The organism is Plantibacter sp. CFBP 8798, assembly GCF_014841195.1.
Lineage (GTDB): Bacteria > Actinomycetota > Actinomycetes > Actinomycetales > Microbacteriaceae > Plantibacter > Plantibacter auratus.
The window spans coordinates 477,449-498,979 of record NZ_JACYTS010000002.1 but is presented as its reverse complement, the minus strand read 5'-3'; the positions used below and the strand labels follow the sequence as shown (position 1 = coordinate 498,979).

Here is a 21,531-nt window from a genome sequence, read left to right as displayed (position 1 = left end):
ACGACCGCCCCGCTCCGGTGATGGGTTACTTGATGGCGCCGGCGCCGATGCCCTTGACGATGTGCCGCTGCGCCAGCAGGTAGAACACGACCACGGGGACGATCGAGATGGTCGTCGCCGCCAACAGGATCTGCTGCTGCGGGGTGTCGGCCGAGGTGAACGCGGTGAGGCCCCGTTGGATCGGCATGAGCGCGTTGTCGTCGAAGATCACGAGCGCCATCAGGTACTCGTTCCACGCCCCGAGGCCTTGGATGACCGCGACCGCAGCGAGGCCAGGACGCGCGAGCGGCAGGATGACGCTGAAGAAGGTGCGAACCGGCCCCGCGCCGTCGAGCGCGGCCGCCTCCTCCAGGTCGCGTGGCTGGCTCACGAAGAAGCTCCGCATGATGAGCGTCGACATGGGGATGCCGGAGGTGATCAGGATGAGGATGTAGCCGACGGGGTTGTTGGTCAGCCCGAGCGAGATGAGGAGTTTGTACTGCGCGAGGAACATCGCGGGTGCCGGGATGATCATGACCGCCAGGATGACGACGGTGAAGACGCCCTTCCCGGCGAAGTCGAGGCGGGCGAGCGCGTACCCGGCGAGGCTCGAGACGACGAGGATGCCGACGACCGCGCAGCCGGTGTAGACGACGCTGTTCCGCAGGTAGGTGCCGAGGTCGCCCTGCACCCACGCGGTCACGTAGTTGGCCCACTGCGGGGACGCCGGGAGGAGGCTGTCGTTGGAGAGCAACTCCGTGAGGCTCTGCAGCGACCCGGAGAGCATCCACAGCAGCGGGAGGAGCGCCGTCAGGGCCGCGACGACCAGGAGACCGTAGAGGCCGACCTGGTCCGGGCGGATCCTGCGTCTCCGGTGCGGCGGCTTCGGGCGAGGCCCGCGGTCGCCCGAAGGCCGAGCGGTCGTCAGCGACCGCGTGCTCTGCTGGTCGGATCCAGTGGTGATCGTCACCGTCGTGACCTCCATCCGGTGATGGCGAGTTGGAACACGGAGAGCAGCACCAGGGCGCCGCCGAAGACGACGGACATGGCGGCTGCGCTGCCGTACCGCCAGTTGACGAACGCCTCGTTGTAGATCGCGAGCGTCGGCACCATGGTGTGGTACCCGGGCCCGCCGTTCGTCAACACCTGCACGGTGCCGAAGATCTGGAGCGCCGCGAGGAGGGTCAGGAGACTCACGATCGAGGTCACGGGTGCCAGGTGCGGCCAGGTGATCGATCGGAACGTGGTCCACGGCCCCGCGCCGTCGAGCTCCGCCGCCTCGTAGAGTTCCTTCGGCACGTCCTGCAGGCCGGCGAGGAACAGGAGGAAGCCGAACCCCCAGTGGAACCAGATGAACACCGCTGCGACGGCGGGGAGCGCGACGGCCGGGTCGCCCAACCAGTTCTGGGCGAGGGTGCCGAGGCCGAGGGTCTCGAGCACGCGGTTCAGGACCCCGCTCCCCGGGGCGAGGATGAACGAGAACAGGAGTCCGACGACGACGACCGACAGCACACCCGGCAGGTAGAACACCGTTCGGAAGAAGGTCTTGCCCCGGGTGATGCGGTTCACGGCGAGTGCCATGCCGAGCGCGATGCCGTTACCGAGGAAGAACCCCACGACGCCGAAGAAGAGGACATTCCGCATCGAGGCCCAGAAGACGACGTCGCCGGCGATGAACTCGTAGTTGGCGAGGCCGACCCAGGGGGTGTCCGGGCTCACGCCGTCCCATGACTGGAAGCTGAGCAGGATCGCCTGGGCGAACGGCGTGATCGTGAAGACGCCGATCAGGGCGATCGCCGGAGCGAGGAACAACCAGCCGGTGAGGTTCCGGCGCAGGGGGCGGCCCCCGCCGCGCGCGCGGGTCACGCGCACGGCGGCGGGGGCCAGGATCGGCTGCGAGGTCATGGCGTGCGGTCCTGTGCGGCCTGGATGTTCGCCAACACCTCGTCGACCGTCGCCTCGCCCAGGACGAGTCGTTGCGCCTCGGCGACGACGGCCGTCTTGACGTCGGTGGTGAAGGTCGCCGACATGACCTGGACGTCCTCGACACCGGCGGCGTAGCCGGCCAGCTGCTGAGGCACGTCACCGGCGGCCAGCAACTCGGGGTTCGTCGGCAGGATGCGGCCGACCTCGGCGAAGACGCTCTGCTGCTCCGGTTCGGTCAGCCACTTCACGAAGTCGAGTGCCTCCTCGGGGTGTGAGCCCTTGGGGTTGATGACCGCGCCCTTCCCGGGGATGCCGGGGGAGCGTGGGTCGAGGGTCGCACCGTCGAGCTTCGGCAGGGGGAGCGAGAAGTAGTCCTCGAACTCGGGGTTGGTGCGGAGCCCGACGGAGACGCCGGGGGAGGCGTCGAAGATGGAGCCGGTCGCCTGGGTGAAGAACGACGTCTCCACGTTCGGGTTGTCGTCCTGACCGCCCGGCAGTGCGTCGTTCGCGATGACGCCGGCGTCCTTGAGGTCGACGAGGAACTGGAAGGCGTTGCGCCAGCCGTCGGCCTCCCAGCTCGCCTCGCCGTTGAAGGTGGCCTCGATCTCCTCGTCGGTCAGCCAGTTCGAGGCCAGTCCTTGGATGAGCTGCGGGGTGAGCGACGCGGCGACGCTGAACTTCTCGCCGGCGGCCGAGGCCGCGAGCGCGTCGACGAACTCGGCGCCGGTGGTCGGGGCGTTGTCCTGGCTGATGCCGGTGAGTGCTGGGTTGACCAGGAATCCGTACGTCTGGGTCTCCCAGTGCACGGTGTAGATCCCGGCGGGCACACCGAGGTTGTTCCCCTCGTCGAAGGTCGACATCTCGATGACGGCGGGGCTGAAGTCGTCCGCCCAGCCGCCGTCGAGTTCCTTGGTCAGGTCCATCGCCCACCCGGCCTTGTAGAAGGGCGCCATGTCGGTGGCGTTGAACGAGGAGTAGATGTCTGGCATGGACTTCGACTGCGCCTTCGCCTGCAGTTTGGGGAGGTAGTCGGCCGGTCCGGGGGAGTCGATCGTGATCTTCACGCCCGTCTCCGTCGTGTACTGCTCGGCGAGCTGGGTCAGGGCGGCCTCCTGGCCGCGCGACTGGTTCATGAAGGTCAGTTCGACCTCACCGTCGGTTGCGGGCTCGGCGGCGGAGCAGCCGCTGAGGAGGAGGGCGGCGACGGCTGCGATCGAGCCGCCGACGACGATCGTGGCGCGTCTGCGCGCTCCACCGATCGGGGATGGGGTGTTCTGGAAACTGTGCATGGTCCTCACCTTTGAAAGCCAGGGATGACTCCGGTCGGGTGATCGGAGTCCGGCGATCCGTTCGGTCGCCGTCGTTCGGGTGGTGCGTGTGTCGTCGTGCGGTGCGTCATCGTGGACGACGTGTGTCAACCGGTTGCCAAGCTGTGCCTCGTCTCATGTCGGTGTGTGGGGTCGTGGGGCCGTGGGGTGGTGGAGCCGGTGCGATCGGCGTCAGGGAGCGCCGGCGAGGCCGCGATCGAGGGAGTCGGCGCGCACCGATTCGAACCCCTCGGCGACGATCGACCAGCCCGGGGGGAGTGCCGCGCCGTCGCGGTGGGCCGCGACGAGGTGGGCCGTCGCGGCCAGGAGTCCGCCGTTCGCCGGCAGGTAGAGCGAGAGGAAGCCCGGCATCTGCGGGTTGTGGCCGTTGTTCAGGTAGACGTTCTTCGGCGACGTCATGAGCAGCCCGTCGATCGCACGTGACAGGTCGCCCAACCGCGCTGCGGTCATCGCCATCACGGGGTAGTCCCACCCCCAGCTCGACTGCAGGTCCCAGTGTTCCCACACGCTGTCGAGTGTCGCGGACATGATCGACGGATCGATGAGCTCGGTCGGAGGCAGCCAACCGTACGCCATCAACATCGACGGGTGGTCCTTCCGCACCAGGAACGGTGGTGTCGCGACGGCGGCGTAGGTCCCGTCGTCGAGCACGGTCGGCGATCGCATCCCCTCGGAGACCCGACGCCACCGGGGGTCCTCAACAAGCCCGAGCCGCTCCCGCCAGGTGTTGGCGACAGCGAGGGCCCAGGACCAGTAGGCGAGCTCGAAGGTCGGGTCGGCCGTCGTCTCCCGCTCGGCGAGATAGCTCTCCTGGGCGGGGATCAGGGGCGGGGGGAGCGTGAAGGAGTCGTTCCGTTCGGCGACGACGTCGGCCATGAAGGTCGCCGTCGCCTCGACGAGCGGATAGTGCCGGCGGAGGAACGCCTCGTCCCGGCCGCTCGCGTGGAGGAGTTCGAGCAGGTGGATCACGTGCGGCTGCTGCCAGACGAGGAACACCCCGATGTTACTCGGGGACTCTCGGGCGGACGGATCGGTCTGCTTCGGCCATCTCGCCCCGCGATACCCCTGGTGGCGAGCCGTCTCGCGAGCCGCATCGAGCGACCGGTGGTAGAAGTCGAGGCTGCGTTCGAGCAGTGCGCCACGGTTCCACAGGGCGAAGTGCGCGGCGTGCCACCAGTGCATCTCGAGGTGGAACTTGCCGGACCAGCTGTTGTACGTCAGGCCCGTCTCCGCTGGAGGTGTGCGGCCGGCGCAGTTGACGGCGAGGAGGTACTGGGAGAGGACGAGTCGACGTTCCAGTTCGGTCGCCCGCTCGTCGGTGCTGTCGCCGAGGTCGACCGCAGAGCCGTTCTCCCAGTATCGGCACCACCATTCGGCGGCGGCGGAGCAGACGTCGGTGAACGTGGAGCGCTCCGTGCGATCGAACGCTGCGGGACCGGGTCGGAGCGCCACCACGACGTCCAGCTCGGGGCGGTCGGTCGCGGCCACGACGCCGTCGGGGCCGTGCTCGCGCAGCTCGCCGGTCGTGGTCACGTGGACGGCATACGCGGTGGCCTCGACCGTCCGTCGTGCGATCCAGTCCTGCGGCGACCGAGCCTCCCAGCTCGTGGTCTCCTCCAGTGGATGTTCGAACGGGGCCAGATCATCGGGCTGCGGATCGAACACCCACGCGACGCCCCAGCCCTCGGCCAGGAGGGAGGAGCGCACCTGGACCGCGAACCGATCGGCGTCTGGGTCGCCGACGGTGGTCACCTGGACGCGGTGCCCGAGCACCGAGTAATCCGCGTCGACCCGACCCGACCAGAGGTCGAGGGTGGTCAGGGCGTCGTCGATGATCGAGGGGTCGAGTGGCCCGGGGTGGTCGAGGCGGACGAGCGCGAGCCGACCGAGGTGGGCGCGGCGCGGGTTGTAGTGGAACCAGGCCCCGGCGGTGAACTCGGGAGCGATCGGGTCTCCCGGGCGCTGCAGTCCCATGCGGTCCAGGTAGGGGACCGGGCCTCGCTCGGTGGCATGGGTGGTCTCGGCCTCGGCGAGTTCGAGCGGCCGGGTGGGGCGCGTCTCGTACCAGCCCCAACCGGACTGGGTCTGCAGCGGGATCTGGAAGTCGTCGCGGTCGAACGCGCGAGGTCGCTGCTCGGGGAGGGCGTCGAGGCCGTCGCGAGGCACGCGGAGCGGGTCTGGGCGGAGCCGGTGGACCTCGGGGAAGGACTGCAGCCCGGAGAGGTCGACCGTGAGGGCGGCGTCGCCGTTGCCCACCGTGAACACCTCGGTGGGGTGGGCGGAGGTGATCACCGGGTTGTGTCGGCGCACGAGTCTCCGTCGATCGATCGCCATGCCGTCACCACCAATCCTCTACGCTAATTCTGAGTCGTCTATCACTTTGGTGCGTTGAACATATCATTGCACCGGCAGACGTTCAAGAGTCGACGAGGAGTCTGGATGCGAGAGAAGCGCGGGCCGTACGCGAAGTCCGATCAGCGACGGAGGGCACTCAGCGAGGCCGCACTGCAGCTCGTGCAGGAGCGAGGGCACCGGGCGGTCGCCGTCTCGGAGATCGCAGCGCTCGCCGGAGCCAGTGAGCCGACGGTCTACTACCACTACCCGACCAAGGAGAGCCTGCTCATCGCGGCCCTCCAACAGCACGACGACGAGAACATCCGCGAGCGAGGGGCCGAGGCCGGAGCGATCGCCGACATGGGTGACCGTGCCGCGCTCGGCGTGCAGCGGACGAACTTCGGGCGACTCTACAACGAGCTCGCCGGAGCGGCGGCGGATCCCGAGCATCCGGCGAACGGGTACTTCCAGCGACGTTGGGAGCGGTCCGTGGAGGTGGTCGCCACGGACATCGAGCGCCTGCAGGAGGCGGGACAGGTGCCGAGGGAGGTCGATGCGGATCAGGCGGCGCAGCTCCTGCTCGCCGCGTGGGAGGGGCTCCAGCTGCGGTGGATGCAGGGCCCGCCGTTCGACATCCGAGCGCTCATCGAATCGCACATCCGCGCCCTGCTCGGACCCGACGCGTTGGCGTGACCAGGGCGGACGACCGCTGCGGCCACCCCGCCGTCACGGCAGGGCGACCGCAGCGGTCGGGCGGGGCGGTTCAGAAGCGACCGGCGCGGAACCGTTCGACTCCGACGGCGCCCTCCACGACCGCGGCGGTGAGTTCCTCCACGCTCGTGTCCTCACGGCGGACGTCGAGGATCTTCCGTCCGTGGTTCATCACGATATGCCGGTCGCACACCTGGTAGGCGTGGTGCAGGTTGTGGGTGACGAGCACCGAGCTGACGCCCTCCGACTTCAACTGCCGAAGATAGTTCAGCAGTGCCTCGGTCGCGCGCACCGCGAGGGCCGAGGTGGGTTCGTCGAGGATGAGGAGGCTCCGCTTGAAGTGGACGGCGCGGGCGATGGCGACCGCTTGTGCCTGACCGCCTGACAACGAGGCGACAAGCTGCTTCGAGGACTTGATGCCCTCGATCGTCACGACGGTGTCAAGGATCTCGGAGGTGATCGCGTCCATCTGCTTCATCTTCATGAGTCCGAGGCGGTTGGTGATCTCGCGACCCATGAACAGGTTTCGGGTGATCGACATCTGCGGGACGAGAGCCGAGTCCTGGAAGATCGTCTCGACGCCGAGCTGCTCGGTGAGCGCTCGGTTGACCGTGTCGTGGTGCTGTCCCTGCCAGGTGTAGGAACCAGATGTCATCTGGACGACTCCGGACAGGATCTTGACGAGCGTGGACTTGCCCGCTCCGTTGTCGCCGAGCAGTCCGACCACCTCGCTGTTGCCGATGTCGAAGGAGACGTCGTTGAGGACGGTGTTCGCCCCGTACCGCTTGGTGACGCCCTCGATCCGTAAGAGCGGGGTCGCGGTGTCGATGGTGGCGTCGATGGTCACGAAGCCTTTCCTTCCATGAGCTTGTTGAAGATGGCGGCGATGACGATGATGAGTCCGACGAAGAGTTGGATGTAGAAGCCGGGGGCCTTGGCCAGGATGAGGCCGTTCTCGATGATCCGGATCAGCGCGGCGCCGATGATCATGCCGACGATGCTCCCTCGGCCACCGAGTAGGGAGGTTCCGCCGACGACGGCGGCCGCGATGGCCATCAGCGTGTAGTCGTCGGTGCTCCCCGGCTGCATCGACGACGTGCGGACGGCGATCAGGATCGCGGCGAAGCCGACGAGTCCGCCGAAGATGCCGAAGGCCATGAGTCGGACCGCCGAAGGGTTGATCGAGATCGCCTTCGCCGCTGCAGCGTTGCCGCCGACGGCGTAGACGTGGTTGCCGCGCTTGTGCCGGTGCAGGAAGAGCCAGGCGATGACGCCGATGACGAGCAGCCAGACCAACTGTGAGCGGAAGAGCCCGAAGTCGCCGGCGAAGAGCGTCACCAGGGTGTCGTCCTTCGCGCTGGACAGGATCGCCGGTGACGTCCCATTCACGAAGAGGCTCGCCCCGGTCCAGAAGAAGCCCATGCCGAGCGTTGCGATGAACGACGGGATCTTGGTGACGACCACGATGAGACCGTTGATGAGCGCGATGCCTGTACCGCAGGCGATCGCGGCGAGAGCTCCCCATCCCCAGCCCACCGCCTCTGAGACGCGGATGAAGATGATCGCGGAGAAGCCGATGTTCGCGCCGAGGGACAGGTCGAACTCGCCCGCGATCATGAGGATCCCTGCTCCGATACCGAGGATCGCGAGCACTGGTATGGACTGGGAGATCACTCCGGAGAGGTTGCTCGGTGAGAGGAACGGGAACGCGTCGGGGGCGACGATGCCGGCGATGACGAAGCCGAGGAGCACGATCGCGAAGATGATGCCGATCTCCAGCGCGCCGCGTCCGCGGGTGTAGGTGATCGTGTCCCGGAGGCGGGCGGCGAAGCCCTGCGGCTGGTTGTCCGACAGTCTGCGAGGCTGCGAGATGCTCTCCGTGGAGAGCGGAGCGGTCAGGATGGGCGCGGGATCGCGCGTGGGTGGTTGAGACATGGGGGTCCTTCGGTGCGCGACGGATCGCGGTCGGTTCGGGGAGGGGGGACCGTGCGCCGAGGGTCGTCGAGCGATCCCCGGCACACGACGGACGAGTGTCAGTAGCGGACGCCCTGCAGATCCTTCTCCTCGAGGAAGGAGACGTTGGATTTGTCGATCAGCCCAAGGCCGCCGGAGTTGATGTTGGCGGGGGAGAGGCCGAAGTCGATCGACAGGATGCCCTGCATCACCGACTGGTACCCCTGCACGTATCCCTGCTGGTCTGCCGTGGCGAGGATCTTGCCGTCCTTGATCCCCTGGATCACCTGCGGAGAGGTGTCGAAGCCGACAACCGGTACCGAGACGCCGGCGGCTTCCATGGCCGCGACGACGTTGCGGTGCGGGGTTCCGCCCAGCGGGACGATCGCCTTGACGTCGGGGTTCGCCGTCAGCCATGAGGTCATGGAGTTGAGCGCCTCCTCGTCGGCGCCGGAGGTACGGAGGTACTCGCCCGTCGCGCCGACCGAATCCAGCGCGTCCTGAACGCCGCCGCCGCGCTTGATCGCGTAGTCCTGCTCGGGCTCCTCGGCCGGGAACATGACCTTGTCGCCCTCCTTGAGGTCGACTTCCTTCAGGAGGCGCTCACCGACGAGCTTGCCGACCTCGGTGAAGTCCTGACCGACGAAGCCCGAGACGCAGTCCTTGGCGCTGTCCGGAGCGGGAACGTTGTACGCGATGACCGTGATGCCGGCGTCGTGGGCGTCGCAGGCGACCTTCGACCACTTCTCGCCCTCGTTGAACGGCATGAAGATCAGTGACGGCTTCGTCGCGATCGCGGTGCCGACGAGGTCGACCATCTTGTCCGGGTCACCTTCGGCCGTCTGGTGCGTCAGATTCAGGTGGCCGAGCTCGGCCGCGTCCTCGCCGCCCTTCAGGATCTGCGCCCAGAACGGGTCGCTCGCCGGGTTGTAGTAGGTGAAGAAGTAGGCGTCGCGGTTGTCCGCGCGCGATCCGAAGCCGGAGGCGAGACCGGCGTCCGAGGTGCTGCTCGCACCCGCGGTGGCGGTGCAGCCGGAGAGGGCGAGTGCGGCGACGCCGACGAGGGCGATCGTGCCGAGGAGCGAGCGTCGTGCTGAGGTTTTCACTTCGTTGTGTCCTTTCGAGGGTCGGGCCTCGGGCGGCCCGTGCATCATTGCAGGGCTCAAGCTAGTAAAGAACTGACAAGAGGGCAATAGTAAGTCAGGACATATTGACTTACTGATGACAAACGGGACTTTGGGAGGTAGCGTTCTGATGTCCTAACAAACTCGAACCGATCAGGAGACCCTCATGCCGCTCGTCAGGATCGACCTCGCCGCAGGCCGCGACGCCGCAGGCATCCGGCAGATCGCAGACGCCATTCATGAGGCGATCGTCTCCGTCTACGGGATTCCGCCTCGTGACCGCTTCCAGATCGTCACGGAACACTCGGCTGGCCAGATCATCGCGGAGGATGCGGGGCTCGGTTTTGCACGCTCCGAAGGCGTCGTCATGATCCAGATCTTCACGCAGCGCGGTCGAAGCGATGAGACGAAGCAGGCGCTCTATGCGGCGACGGCCGACCGTCTCTCCGAAGTCGGCGTCGATGGTGCGGATGTCTTCATCGGTTATGTCGAGAACGGTCCGCAGGACTGGTCCTTCGGCTTCGGTCGCGCGCAGTACCTCACTGGGGAGCTCGCCGTTCCGGCACGCTGAGGTCGCGCGATCGGCTCGCTACCGGTCGACGAGGGTGACTTCGAAGGAGTACAGGTCGGGTCGGTAGACGTGCTGGCCGAATTCGACCGCCCGACCGGAGTTGTCGAAGGCTGTTCGCGACATGGTCAGGAGTGCGCTGCCCTTCCGGACATCGAGCATCTCGCTCTCCGGGCCTGACGCCTCCCGTGCGCCGATGCGTTGCTTGGCGACACGCATCGTGACGCCGCGTGCCCTGAGGAGTTGGTAGAGCCCGTGGTGCTCGAGGGCTCCGAGGTCGAGGTCGGTGAGGTCTTCGGGGAGGAAGTTCTCGAGAATCGCGAGTGGGACACCGTCGGCCCGGCGCAGCCGCCTGATGTGGACGATCGGGCTCCCGGTCGCCACGCCGAGGGCGTCCGCGACCTTCTCGTCCGCCGTCGTGACCTCGGCCGAGAGGATGTCGGTCTCCGGCTTCTGCCCCGTACGCTCCAGGTCCTCGAACAGGCTGGTGAGCTCGACGTTACGCGTCACCTTGCCGTGGACGACCTGTGTGCCGATACCTCGGCGACGGACGAGGAGACCCTTGTCCACGAGTTCCTGGATGGCACGACGGATCGTGGGGCGGGAGAGTCCGAGGCGGGTGCCCAGCGCTACCTCGTTCTCCAGACGTGATCCGGCTGGCAGTGTCTCATCATGGATGGCCTGCTCGAGCCTGGTTGCGATCTGGTAGTACAGCGGCACCGGTCCGGATCGATCGAGGTCGAGGAAGAGTTCGACTGGCAGCGTCTGCTCGGGCTGTGCCATGAGGCTCCTTCGATTGGGAGAGAGAACTTGTCCTGACAATATCAGGGCTTTCCAAAATGGGGGTATGTCAGGTCACCCGATCAGTTCGCCAGAGTCACGCAAGATTGTTAAGACATGCTGTCAAACTTCGGGTATGTTGATCGGACTGCGTCGCCGCAGCTCTGGCGATCGCCAACTCGACTCCCGGAGGCACTTCGATGACCGACACTCTCACCCCTGCCGACACGCTTCCGCTCGCAACCCCGGCGGCCTCGACGCCCACAAGCCTGTGGAACGACTCCGCCGACCCCGACGAGCTCGCCAGGTCGATCGCGTTCGGTGCGGTCGGCGCGACCTGCAACCCGGTCATCGCCCTCGCGGTCATCTCCCAGAATCTCGACGTCTGGGCGCCGCGGATCGCCGAACTCGCTGCCGAGTTCCCGGCGGCGGGGGAGGCCGAGCTCGGCTGGAAGGTGGTCGAGGAGTTGTCGATCCAGGCCGCCGTGCTCCTCGAGCCGGCGTTCCGGGAGAGCAACGGCCGGAACGGTCGTCTGTCGATCCAGACCGATCCACGCCTGCACCGGGACGCTGAGGCGCTCGTCGAGCAGGCCGTTCGGTTCTCGGCACTGGCAGAGAACATCATCGTGAAGATTCCTGCAACCGCTGTCGGTATCCGCGCGATCGAGGAGGCGACCTACCGCGGGGTCAGTATCAATGCGACCGTGTCGTTCACGGTGGCCCAGGCCGTCGCGGTCGGCGAGGCGATCGAGCGCGGTCTCGAGCGACGGGCCGCCGAGGGGCTCCCGGACTGGGAGTTCGGCTCCGTCGTCACCATCATGGGCGGGCGCCTGGACGACTGGCTCAAGGCGTCCGTCGCCAAAGACCGTATCCTCATCGATCCTGGCTACCTCGAATGGGCGGGCGTGGCAGCGTTGAAGGAGGCGCACCGCATCTTCACCCGACGCGGGTTCCGTTCGAGGATCCTCTCCGCCGCATTCCGCAACCACCTGCAGTGGTCCGAGCTGGTCGGCGGCGACCTCGTCGTCTCACCACCGTTCGACTGGCAGCTGCGCATCAACGAGAACCGGGTCCCTGTCGACCCGCACCGCATCGACGTGCCGGTCGCACAGCACATCATCGACGCGCTCCTCGAGCACGTCCCGGAGTTCCGGAAGGCCTATCTCGTCGACGGGATGGCGGTCGCCGAGTTCGACGATTTCGGTGCGACCCGGCGGACTCTCCGTCAGTTCCTTGAAGCTGATGCGCAGCTGGATGCGCTGGTTCGTGACATCATCCTCCCGGTGATCTAGGAGAGACGCGTGACCACCTCGAAGGATTCGGCCGTCGCAGACGGAGAACGCATCACCTTCCGGTCGAGGCGCTGGGTGCGGCCCGAGAATCTCAACGCACACGGCACGCTCTTCGGGGGCAGTCTGTTGCGGTGGATCGACGAGGAGGCGGCGATCTACGCGATCCTGCAACTCGGCAACCCCAGGGCTGTCACGAAGTACATCTCGGAGATCGACTTCGTCTCCTCGGCGCTGCAGGGCGACCTGATCGAGATGGGCCTCCGCGCGACCGCCTTCGGGCGGACGTCCCTCACGATGCGGGCAGAGGTCAGGAACATGGTCACCCGACGAAGCATCCTCACGATCGACCGCATCGTGTTCGTGAGTCTCGACGACGACGGACAACCGCTTCCGCACGGGTACACCGATACGACCTACGACCGGGATCGACTGCCGACCTCGGCGGGGTCCCGTGCAACCTGACGGTGCCGGTCCTCAGCAGGATCAGAATCGCAGGATGGTGCGGATAGCCGCGACCGCGCCCGCGCGCGCCCACTCGGTGAACTCGAACGGAAGGACGTCGAACCGCGCCGAATCGTCGTACGGCAGGCGCACCGCTTCGAGTGACCGCTGCACCTCGCCGCCCGCGAGCTCCAGGACGGCGAGACCATCGCCGGTGAGGACGACCCGCTCCGGGTCGAGTCCGTTCATGACGGTGCCGATGATGACGCCCAGGGCTCGGCCGGCCGATTCGAACGCCTGAAGCGCGATCGCGTCACCCGCGCGGGCGAGGGCGACGGCCCCTGCGTAATCCACGCCGGCGCGGCCGATAGCCCTCACGATCGATTCGCTCGTGAGGTAGACGCTGGCGCAACCGTGGTGGCCGAGCCCGCAGGTCGGGCCGGTGGAATCCACGATCAGGTGATCGAAGCGTCCGGCGCGTCCGCGGTGGCCGGCGACCACGCGGCCGTCGACGATCAGTCCGAAGCCGATTCCAGCACCGATCGTGATGAGGGCGAGCGAGTCCGATCCTGCTCCCGCACCGAACCAGTGCTGGGAGGCGGTCAGCGCATGGACGTCGTTGTCAGCGGTCACCGGAATGCCCAACCGCTCGCCGAGCAGCTCGGCGAGCGGCACCTCGCGCCACTTGAGGAAGTACGAGGCGAGGACGATCTGACGGCCGTCGATCCGGGCGAGGTCTCCGGCGAGGGAGATTCCGGCGGCTCGGATGTCGTCGAACTCCACTGCGAACCGGTCGTACAGTCGACCGATCTGTTCCACGGTGTCGGAGACCGATGTGGACACGAGCGGTTCCTCCGCGCTTGCGACGATCCGAGCACCGAGATCCGTCACGACGGCGAACACAGCGTCTCCCGTGAGCTTCACACCCAGGAAATGGTGAGCGTCGCCGCGGACGACGAGCATCTCGCTTGGCCGACCCATCGCACCGCGGAGTGCCGTCTCGCCTTCCGTGATCATCGCCTGCTCCATGAGCACCCGCGTAGCGCGGGTCAAGCTCGCGCGGGACACATCGAGGCGTCTGGCGATCTCGGCGCGGGGGAGCGGGCCATGGATCAGGAGTTCGCGAAGCGCGCCGCGTTCGGCGTCGGCGAGGTGCGGCCACCGGGGTGGAGCGGTCGTGGTTTGACGGGCGTCAGTCACGCGCAGGCTCCTTTCGTGGTGGACCGGGTCGTGCCGATATCGGCATCGGGAGCCTATCGCTCACGGGCCCTTGACCGACTTTGTCACGTTGGGTAATAAAGTAGCAGACGACACCCGTCAGCAGGCCCGACATGCAAGGACGCACATGGCTTACCTCCCGCTCCATTCCGATTGGACGCTCACCGCTCTCGCAGGCCCGGTCCCGACACCGGTCCGAGACCTGACCGTCGCCGCGTCGGTTCCCGGTTGCGTGCACCTCGATCTCCACGCCCGAGGACTCATCGCCGATCCGTTCGACGGGGACAATGAGACGGCGCAGCAGTGGATCGGGAGTACTGCCTGGCGGTACGAGACGGTCTTCCACTGGCGTGCCGAGGAGGCCGACCGGCACGAGCTGGTGGCGCTGGGCCTCGACACGGTCGCGTCGATCGAGCTGAACGGCACCTGCGTCGGTGAGACCGAGAACCAGCACCGGAGCTACCGCTTCGACGTCGGTCCGTATCTCCGAGCGGGCGAGAATCGCCTGACGATCACCTTCGCGGCTCCTGTCGAGGAAGCGGAAGCCAGATCTGCAGCGCATGGAGCCAGACCGCATGTGAACCACCATCCGTACAACGCGCTGCGGAAGGCGGCGTCGAACTTCGGTTGGGACTGGGGGATCGATGTCGCGACCAGCGGAATCTGGCGACCGATCGGCATCGAGAGCTGGTCGGGCGTCCGGATCGACTCCGTCCGTCCGCTCGTCGACCTCGCGGACCATGAGGACGGCGTGGTCGGGTTGCTCGACGCTCGCATCAGGTTGGACTGGGCGGCGCCATCCCACGACACGAGTGAGGAGCGTGTGCGACTCCGGGTCGCCGTCGGTGGGGTCGAGGACACCGTCTCCGTCACGCCGGGCGCCCAGGAGGTCCGGGTCGCCCTCACCATCCCGAAGGTGGACGTCTGGTGGCCGAGGGGGCACGGTGGACAGCCGCTCTACGACGTCCTGGTCGACGTTCTCGGTGATGAGTGGACGGACGCATCGACGGCGCACTGGCACTCACGCATCGGCTTCCGAACGGTGAGGATCGACACGATGCCCGACGACCACGGTGCGCCGTTCGACATCGTGGTCAACGGCGAGCTCATCCAGATCCGCGGTGCCAACTGGATACCGGACCATGCGTTCGTCACGGAGACCGACCGGGACCGGTACCGCCGACGTGTCACTGACGCAGCGGAGGCGAACATGAACCTGCTGCGCGTGTGGGGCGGCGGGATCTACGAGTCCGATGACTTCTACGACGCCTGCGACGAGGCGGGCATCCTCGTCTGGCAGGACTTCCTGTTCGCCTGCGCCGCCTATGCGGAAGAGGAGTGGCTGGCGGTCGAGGTCGAGGCGGAGGCGCGCGAAGCGATCACCAGGCTCAGCCCCCACCCATCCCTCGTGGTCTGGAACGGCAACAACGAGAACATCTGGGGATACGTCGAGTGGGGCTGGCGCCAGGAACTCAAGGGGCGGACCTGGGGGAACGGCTACTATCGCGAACTCCTCCCCGCCCTCATCGCCGAACTCGACCCGACTCGTCCCTATTCGCCTGCGAGCCCGTACTCCTTCGACGAGTACCTGCACCCGAACGACGCCGCGAACGGCACCATGCACATCTGGGACGTGTGGAACCGACTCGACTACTCCGAGTTCCGTCAGCACCACCCCCGGTTCGCATCGGAGTTCGGGTTCCAAGGGCCACCCGCGTGGTCGACGCTGGTCGACGCCGTCCACGACGAACCGCTCGACCCGTATGGGCCTCAGATGCTGGTGCACCAGAAAGCAGAGGACGGCAACCTGAAACTCGAACGCGGCCTGCGGGGACACCTGCCTGAGCCGCGCACGATCGCGGAGTGGCACTGGGCCACCCAGCTCAACCAGGCGGCGGCGATCCGATTCGGAATCGAGCACTTCCGTTCGCTCGCACCACTGAACACCGGCGTCATCGTCTGGCAGCTGAACGACAACTGGCCGGTCGTCTCCTGGGCCGCCGTCGACTTCGCCGAACATCGCAAGCCGCTCTGGTTCGCCCTCAGGGCGGTCTACGAGCCGCGTCTCGCCACGTTCCAGCCCGCCGAGGGAGGTCTGGAATTGGTGGTGCTGAACGACACCGCCGACGGGTGGACGGGGGAAGTGCTCCTGCACCGGAGGACCTTCGACGGTGCCGTCCTGGCCACCGCGGCCGTGCAGACGTCGGTCCCTGCGCGTGGGTCGGCGCGGGTGGTCGTCCCGGCCGGCGTGGAGGCGGTCGTCGACAGGAACACTGAGGTCATCACCGCGTCCCTCACGGGATTCGCGACCGCGATCCACAACCCTTCGGAGGTCGCCGATCAGACACTCGATCCTGACCCGGTGTCGACCGAGGCGAGGGTGGACGTCGACGATCCCGCTCGCTATCTCGTCACGGTGACGGCGACGAGCTACGTGAGGGACATCGCGCTGCTGGTCGACCGCGTCGATGCCTCGGCCCGGGTCGATCAGGGACTCGTGACGCTGTTCCCCGGTCAGCAGGTGATCTTCGGGGTGACGGCGAAGGCGGGTCTTGAGCCGTCGGCGTTCGTCGCCGAGGAGGTCCTCCGCCACGCGAACGGCCTGCACGCCGGGCGCTGAGCCCACCTCGGACGCCACGTCGGGACCCGTCCTGCCAGAAGGACGGGTCCCGACGTCGGGTTCAGGCTCGAGTGACGTGCAGGACGAGCGCCTGCGCCGGCCACAGGGGTGGGATCTGCAGGCCGACCGCGTCGAGGACCGAGCCGGGCAGGGTCACTTCTCCGGTGGTGATCCACTCGGGGGTGGCGAATCCGTGACTGGTCACTCCGATCTCATCGCGGACGCGGATCCGGTAGTCGGCCGTCGCGTCCAGTCCGTGGAGCCTGATCCGTTCAGGCAGGGAATCCTCTAGTGTGGCGACACTGGCGATGGTGTAGACGGCTTCGGAGCGATCCTCGGACACGGCTCCGACGACGCGGAGCGCCGGATCGCGCACATCCGCATGGACGGCTGTGCCGGTGTGGATCACGTGCCGCAGTTCCTTGTACAGCGCAGCCCAGCGGGTGATCACAGCCCGTTCCTCGGGGGTGCACGCAGCGATGTTCCACTCGAACCCCGCCGACCCCATCAGGCTGGTCGCGAGCCTGAACGACAGGGCCGTGGTCCTTCCGGACGAGTGCGCCGTGGTGGGACCGACGTGGCCTCCGACGAGTTCCGGTGCCAGGAGCAGCTGCGTCCACCGCTGGATGTCCTGCCGTTCGACCGGATCGTTCGAATCACTGGCCCACACGCGATCCGCGACCTCCAGGATGCCGAGGTCGCTGCGTGCACCCCCGGAGGAGCAGGACTCGATCTCGAGCCCGGGGTGCAGCGCCTTCAGCTCGGCCATCAGACGGTAGAGGGCCAGTGTCTGCAGATGCGTACCCGGGCGTCCGTCGTGCATCGCCTCGACGAGATCGCGGTTGTGGTCCCACTTGATGAAATCGACGCCCAGCTCGCCCACGAGTCTGTCCAGGCGGTCGAGGATGTACGCGTAGGCGTCCTCGCGAGCGATGTCGAGCACGAACTGGCTTCGCCACGAGATGCCCTCAGGTGTCGGGAAATGGTCCGATGCGTGGAGCAGCCACTCCGGGTGGGCTCGCGCCAGCTCGGAATCGAGATTGATCATTTCAGGTTCGAACCACAGCCCGAACTCCATCCCGAGCTCGTGCACCCGAGCGGCGAGTGGGCCGAGACCGTCCGGCCAGACGTCGCGGTCGACGATCCAGTCGCCGAGGCCGCGGGTGTCGTCCCGGCGGCCGAGGAACCAGCCGTCGTCGAGGACGAAGCGTTCCACGCCCACCTCCGCCGCGATTCCCGCGAGCTCGAGGAGGAAGGTCGGATCGTGGTGGAAGTAGACCGCCTCCCAGGTGTTCAGGACGAGCGGCCGGGGAGAGCGTGGGTGCCCGGGACGTGCCCGCTCGAACCGATGGAAGCGCTGTGAGAGCCCGTCCAGTCCGGCATCGGACCAGGCGAAGTAGGCGGTCGGCGTCGTGTAGCTCGCGCCGGGGGCGAGCTCGATCTCTCCGGCACGGAGCAACTCACCCGCGCCGATGAGGTCGACTGCTTCGGCGAGGCGGTCGTTGCGGTACGTGCAGTCGGCGCTCCAACCGAGGTGGACTGCCCACAGCTCGCCGAGGCGGTCTCGCGGAGCGTCGACCGAGACGATGGAGAGCGTCGGCGCGTCGTGGCCACCACGGCCGCGTCGCGTCTGTCGCACGGTGGAGCCGCGGGGCATCCGGCTGGTGCTCGGCACCTTCTCCCTGGTCCAGCGCCCCGCGAAGGTGGTCAGATGGTCGACGGATTTGGGGACCGGCAGGGTGGCCTCCAGCCAGTCCACGGTCAGGGTGCTCGACGCTCGGGCGTCCGCGTGTGTCCGTTCGAGGGAGTGGGTGAGCGAGACCACGCCTCCTGCCTCGATGGTGATGGTGGAGGTCAACCGCAGCGCGTTCGACCGGTCGTGCGCGACCGTCGTGAGCCTGGTTCCATCGGCGGAGGTGACGGGTTCGACCGTCGACCAGCGGGGATAGAGCGGCACGCCGTCACGCCTGATCTGCGCGCCTGGCCGCCCAGCCCACCCATCGCCTTCCGCCGGCAGGATCGAAGCCTGCGACGCGGCATCCACCGTGCCTGCGCTCGATCGTCGGCTGAGGGCTGCGGAGAGGTCGTGCACCGCGGTGGGGGAGAGATCGCCGAGGTCCCCTCCCCAGTGCAGGACGGCCGGCAAGGTCGCGCGGCCGAGCGCGCCTGCATCCCTGTCGCCGGTGTCGATGACGAGGGAGACGCCGTCGCGCCGGAGGACGACGGGGTGCGCGGAGCCGGGTCGAGCTTCGGCGTCATCGCCGTGAAGCTGCGTGTCCAGGAGGTCTGTCATGAGGCCCTTTCGGTACGGCGTCGGATCGGGACGAGTTCGCCCGAAGTGCTTGACGCACATAATTTACCTAAGTAACAATGGACGCGTCGGGTGAAAATATCCAGCCCGATCACGAAGTCGGCGTCGACTGCATCCCGCGGTCAACGCCCTGGGAAAGGATCAACGATGTTCCTCAGTACCACGGGCTCCCGGCCCCGTCGCCGCACCTGGGTCGTGGGTGCCGTCGCGGCCGCCGCGGCAGCGCTCCTCCTCTCCGGTTGCTCACCGTCGAGCGGATCAAGCGGTTCGGCCTCCGCGTCCGACACGCTCGTCGCATACACCGGCCAGTCGGGCGACTACCAGATCAACTTCAACCCGTACTCCCCGTCGCAGATCGGCGGCATCGGAACCATCTACGAGTCGCTCTTCTTCGTGACCAACGTCAACACCGATCCCTACAAGCCGCTCCTCGGCACCGAGTACACCTGGAACGACGACGGCACACAGCTCTCGGTCACCGTGCGCGACGGTGTGACCTGGTCCGACGGCAAGCCGTTCACCGCCAAGGACGTCGCCTTCACCTTCGAGCTCCTGCTGAAGACCCCGTCGATCAACACCGGTGGCTTCGACGGGACCGTCGAGGCGACCGACGACACGCACGTCGTGTTCACCTGGGACCACCCGGCCTTCGTCAGCGGCCCGACGCTCCTCGGGCGCACCCCGATCGTTCCGGAGCACATCTGGAAGGACACCGATCCGACGACCGACGTCATGGAGAAGCCGGTCGGAACCGGCCCCTACACCCTCGGAAACTTCAAAGCTCAGGCGTTCACCCTCGTCGCGAACCCGAAGTACTGGGACGGTGAGCCGGCCGTGAAGGCAGTCCGCTACCTGTCGCTGTCCGGCAACACCGCGGGCGCCGACGCGCTCGCGGCAGGGTCCATCGACTGGCAGACCGGCCCGGTGCCGGACATCGAGAACGTGTCGACCACATACCCCGGGTACGAGGCGATCACGATCCCGCAGAACCAGATGGCACTGCTCACCTGCTCGAGCACCGCGCTCGGCTGCGTCGGTCCGCAGACCGATCCGGCTGTCAGGCAGGCGATCTACGCGGCGCTGAACCGCGACCAGATGAACTCGCTCGCCTTCCAGAACACCGCGAGCGACATCTCGCCGACCTTCGCGCTGACCACCACCCAGCAGGACCTGATCTCCCCGGCGATCGCAGAGCCCGTCGCTCCGAACACCCCGGACACGGCGAAGTCCGCCAGTCTCCTGGAGGGCGCGGGCTGGGCGAAGGGTTCCGACGGGATCTACGCCAAGGACGGCGCGAAGCTCTCGCTGACCGTCGAGGTCGTCACCGGCTGGACTGACTACATCACCGCCATCGACACCATGTCGCAGCAGCTCAAGGCGGCCGGCATCGAGCTCAAGGTGGCGCAGTCCTCGTGGAACGAGTGGACGGACAAGAAGGGGAAGGGCAACTACCAGCTCGCGATCGACTCCCTCGGCCAGGGCGCCGCTTCCGACCCGTACTACCTGTACGACAAGTACTTCAACTCCGCGTTCACGGCACCGGTCGGTGACATCGCGCCGCAGAACATCGCCCGGTTCAGCGACCCCGAGGTCGACGCCGCGCTGGCCGTCCTGAAAGCGACCAACCCGACCGACACCGCGGCGCGTCAGGCGCAGTTCGACATCATCCAGGCGAAGATCGTCGCGGACATGCCGTACATCCCGATCATGACCGGTGGCACGACCAGCGAGTTCCACAGTGAGAAGTTCACCGGCTGGCCCACGCTCGACAACCTCTACGCGTTCCCCGCGATCTGGGCATCTCCGGACAATGCGGAGATCTTCAAGTCGCTGAAGCCGACGGGGAAGTGACGATGATCGCCGCTGAGAAGGAGCGCGCAACGGCGCATACGGGAGGGACGTCGTGAACTACTTCGTCCGCAAACTGGGGTTCTACCTCGTCGCCCTCTGGGCGGCACTGACCCTCAACTTCCTGATCCCGAGGCTGTTGCCCGGCAACCCGGTCGACATCCTGCTCGCCAAGCTGCAGCAACGGGGCGGCATCGTCACCCCCGACACACGCAAGGCATACGAGCTCCTTCTCGGCGGCGATTCCTCCGACCCGCTGCCCCTCCAGTACTGGAACTACCTCGTCAACGTCTTCCGAGGCGACCTCGGCGTCTCGGTCAGTTACTTCCCGACGCCGGTCACCGAGGTGATCAGCACCTCGCTCCCGTGGACCATCGTGCTGGTCGGCATCTCGACCGTGCTCGCGACGATCATCGGCGTCTCCCTCGGCGCGATCGTGGGATGGAAGCCGGGCACCTGGCTCGACTCGCTCGTACCGGCGACCACGCTGCTGGCAGCGGTGCCGTACTTCTGGCTGGCGCTCATCCTCGTCTACGTGTTCGCGACGACGCTCAAACTCTTCCCCTTCCAGGGCGGCTACGACGTGGTCCTCGATCCCGGCTTCTCGTGGGAGTTCATCGCCTCGGCCGTCCAATACGGGTTCCTTCCGGCGCTCACCATCGTCATCGCATCACTCGGGGGCTGGCTGCTCGGGATGCGCAACATGATGGTCTCGACGCTCTCCGAGGACTACATCCTCACCGCTCAGGCGAAGGGGCTCAGCCAGGGCCGAATCCTCCGCAACTACGCAGCGCGCAACGCGGTCCTGCCGTCGGTCGCCGGCTTCGCGATCTCGCTCGGGTTCGTCGTGTCCGGGTCGATCGTGACCGAGCAGGTGTTCTCCTATCCGGGTATCGGGTCGAAACTCCTCTCGGCGGTCACGAACAACGACTACGCGCTCATGCAGGGCATCTTCCTCTACATCACCCTCGCTGTCCTCGGGGCGAACCTCATCGTGGACCTCTTCTACGGCCTCATCGATCCACGCACCCGGGTGAGCGTCTGATGCCCGGGCGCACGATCCGCGTCTCATCGTCGGCGAAGCCGATCGTTCTGGAA

Annotated in this window: 17 protein-coding genes; 7 read left to right on the top strand and 10 right to left on the bottom strand. The window is 67.1% G+C overall.

All coding sequences use genetic code 11. From position 1 onward, the window contains the following. Positions 1-25: 25 nt before the first annotated feature. The 4 genes from IFU30_RS09370 to IFU30_RS09355 form a co-directional block, all read right to left on the bottom strand. Positions 26-949, bottom strand: a complete 924-nt coding sequence (locus IFU30_RS09370) for an ABC transporter permease subunit (RefSeq protein ID WP_192005023.1) — start codon at positions 947-949, stop codon at positions 26-28. Then, on the bottom strand, positions 946-1,884 hold the full coding sequence (locus IFU30_RS09365) for a carbohydrate ABC transporter permease (protein ID WP_192005022.1): 939 nt from the start codon (positions 1,882-1,884) through the stop codon (positions 946-948). Before IFU30_RS09365 ends, IFU30_RS09370 begins: the two co-directional genes overlap by 4 nt. Further along, positions 1,881-3,194, bottom strand: coding sequence for an ABC transporter substrate-binding protein (locus tag IFU30_RS09360; protein ID WP_192005021.1), 1,314 nt, complete (start codon positions 3,192-3,194; stop codon positions 1,881-1,883). Before IFU30_RS09360 ends, IFU30_RS09365 begins: the two co-directional genes overlap by 4 nt. Before the next feature lie 210 nt (positions 3,195-3,404). Further along, complete coding sequence (locus IFU30_RS09355; protein WP_192005020.1) at positions 3,405-5,567, bottom strand: hypothetical protein; 2,163 nt, start codon at positions 5,565-5,567, stop codon at positions 3,405-3,407. A gap of 105 nt (positions 5,568-5,672) precedes the next feature. Here IFU30_RS09355 and IFU30_RS09350 point away from each other — a divergent pair, with 105 nt between their 5' ends. After that, the gene (locus IFU30_RS09350) at positions 5,673-6,260 is read left to right on the top strand and encodes a TetR/AcrR family transcriptional regulator (RefSeq protein ID WP_192005019.1); all 588 of its coding nucleotides are present in this window, start codon (positions 5,673-5,675) and stop codon (positions 6,258-6,260) included. Positions 6,261-6,330: 70 nt separating this feature from the next. On the opposite strand, the gene IFU30_RS09345 is transcribed toward IFU30_RS09350, so the two are convergent. The 3 genes from IFU30_RS09345 to IFU30_RS09335 form a co-directional block, all read right to left on the bottom strand. Then, positions 6,331-7,125, bottom strand: coding sequence for an ATP-binding cassette domain-containing protein (locus IFU30_RS09345; protein ID WP_197977473.1), 795 nt, complete (start codon positions 7,123-7,125; stop codon positions 6,331-6,333). Next, entirely contained in the window at positions 7,122-8,213 is a 1,092-nt protein-coding gene (locus IFU30_RS09340) for an ABC transporter permease (RefSeq protein WP_192005018.1), read from the bottom strand. The genes IFU30_RS09345 and IFU30_RS09340 overlap by 4 nt, the downstream gene beginning before the upstream one ends. A gap of 98 nt (positions 8,214-8,311) precedes the next feature. Then, complete coding sequence (locus IFU30_RS09335; protein WP_192005017.1) at positions 8,312-9,337, bottom strand: substrate-binding domain-containing protein; 1,026 nt, start codon at positions 9,335-9,337, stop codon at positions 8,312-8,314. A 184-nt stretch (positions 9,338-9,521) separates the two neighbouring features. On the opposite strand from IFU30_RS09335, the gene IFU30_RS09330 reads away from it, so the two are divergent. Continuing rightward, a complete protein-coding gene (locus tag IFU30_RS09330) occupies positions 9,522-9,926 on the top strand; it encodes a tautomerase family protein (protein ID WP_192005016.1) in 405 nt (134 codons plus the stop codon). Between the two features lie 18 nt (positions 9,927-9,944). Here the strand turns inward: IFU30_RS09330 and IFU30_RS09325 are convergent, their stop codons facing one another. Then, entirely contained in the window at positions 9,945-10,706 is a 762-nt protein-coding gene (locus tag IFU30_RS09325) for a GntR family transcriptional regulator (protein WP_138946937.1), read from the bottom strand. 197 nt (positions 10,707-10,903) lie between these two features. Between IFU30_RS09325 and IFU30_RS09320 the strand changes: the two genes are divergently transcribed. Then, positions 10,904-11,995 (top strand): transaldolase family protein, encoded by a 1,092-nt coding sequence (locus IFU30_RS09320; RefSeq protein ID WP_192005015.1) that lies wholly within the window; start codon positions 10,904-10,906, stop codon positions 11,993-11,995. A 9-nt stretch (positions 11,996-12,004) separates the two neighbouring features. Next, positions 12,005-12,457: an acyl-CoA thioesterase gene (locus tag IFU30_RS09315; RefSeq protein ID WP_342450842.1), complete on the top strand. Its 453-nt coding sequence runs from the start codon at positions 12,005-12,007 to the stop codon at positions 12,455-12,457. 21 nt (positions 12,458-12,478) lie between these two features. On the opposite strand, the gene IFU30_RS09310 is transcribed toward IFU30_RS09315, so the two are convergent. After that, positions 12,479-13,636, bottom strand: coding sequence for an ROK family protein (locus IFU30_RS09310; protein ID WP_192005014.1), 1,158 nt, complete (start codon positions 13,634-13,636; stop codon positions 12,479-12,481). Between the two features lie 145 nt (positions 13,637-13,781). Between IFU30_RS09310 and IFU30_RS09305 the strand changes: the two genes are divergently transcribed. Beyond that, entirely contained in the window at positions 13,782-16,274 is a 2,493-nt protein-coding gene (locus tag IFU30_RS09305) for a glycoside hydrolase family 2 protein (RefSeq protein WP_192005013.1), read from the top strand. Between the two features lie 61 nt (positions 16,275-16,335). Here IFU30_RS09305 and IFU30_RS09300 read toward each other — a convergent pair whose 3' ends face one another. Continuing rightward, positions 16,336-18,567, bottom strand: a complete 2,232-nt coding sequence (locus IFU30_RS09300) for an alpha-galactosidase (protein WP_192005012.1) — start codon at positions 18,565-18,567, stop codon at positions 16,336-16,338. A 165-nt stretch (positions 18,568-18,732) separates the two neighbouring features. Here IFU30_RS09300 and IFU30_RS09295 point away from each other — a divergent pair, with 165 nt between their 5' ends. Both IFU30_RS09295 and IFU30_RS09290 read left to right on the top strand, forming a co-directional pair. After that, positions 18,733-20,436: an ABC transporter substrate-binding protein gene (locus tag IFU30_RS09295; RefSeq protein WP_192005011.1), complete on the top strand. Its 1,704-nt coding sequence runs from the start codon at positions 18,733-18,735 to the stop codon at positions 20,434-20,436. Positions 20,437-20,488: 52 nt separating this feature from the next. Continuing rightward, a complete protein-coding gene (locus IFU30_RS09290) occupies positions 20,489-21,478 on the top strand; it encodes an ABC transporter permease subunit (protein ID WP_192005010.1) in 990 nt (329 codons plus the stop codon). The last annotated feature ends 53 nt before the right edge of the window (positions 21,479-21,531 follow it).

Bases quoted from the DNA above. Each gene is read 5' to 3' on its own strand.
- IFU30_RS09365 (WP_192005022.1), bottom strand. From the start codon at position 1,884: ATGACCTCGCAGCCGATCCTGGCCCCCGCCGCCGTGCGCGTGACCCGC.
- IFU30_RS09360 (WP_192005021.1), bottom strand. From the start codon at position 3,194: ATGCACAGTTTCCAGAACACCCCATCCCCGATCGGTGGAGCGCGCAGA.
- IFU30_RS09355 (WP_192005020.1), bottom strand. From the start codon at position 5,567: ATGGCGATCGATCGACGGAGACTCGTGCGCCGACACAACCCGGTGATC.
- IFU30_RS09350 (WP_192005019.1), top strand. From the start codon at position 5,673: ATGCGAGAGAAGCGCGGGCCGTACGCGAAGTCCGATCAGCGACGGAGG.
- IFU30_RS09340 (WP_192005018.1), bottom strand. From the start codon at position 8,213: ATGTCTCAACCACCCACGCGCGATCCCGCGCCCATCCTGACCGCTCCG.
- IFU30_RS09330 (WP_192005016.1), top strand. From the start codon at position 9,522: ATGCCGCTCGTCAGGATCGACCTCGCCGCAGGCCGCGACGCCGCAGGC.
- IFU30_RS09325 (WP_138946937.1), bottom strand. From the start codon at position 10,706: ATGGCACAGCCCGAGCAGACGCTGCCAGTCGAACTCTTCCTCGACCTC.
- IFU30_RS09320 (WP_192005015.1), top strand. From the start codon at position 10,904: ATGACCGACACTCTCACCCCTGCCGACACGCTTCCGCTCGCAACCCCG.
- IFU30_RS09305 (WP_192005013.1), top strand. From the start codon at position 13,782: ATGGCTTACCTCCCGCTCCATTCCGATTGGACGCTCACCGCTCTCGCA.
- IFU30_RS09300 (WP_192005012.1), bottom strand. From the start codon at position 18,567: ATGACAGACCTCCTGGACACGCAGCTTCACGGCGATGACGCCGAAGCT.
- IFU30_RS09295 (WP_192005011.1), top strand. From the start codon at position 18,733: ATGTTCCTCAGTACCACGGGCTCCCGGCCCCGTCGCCGCACCTGGGTC.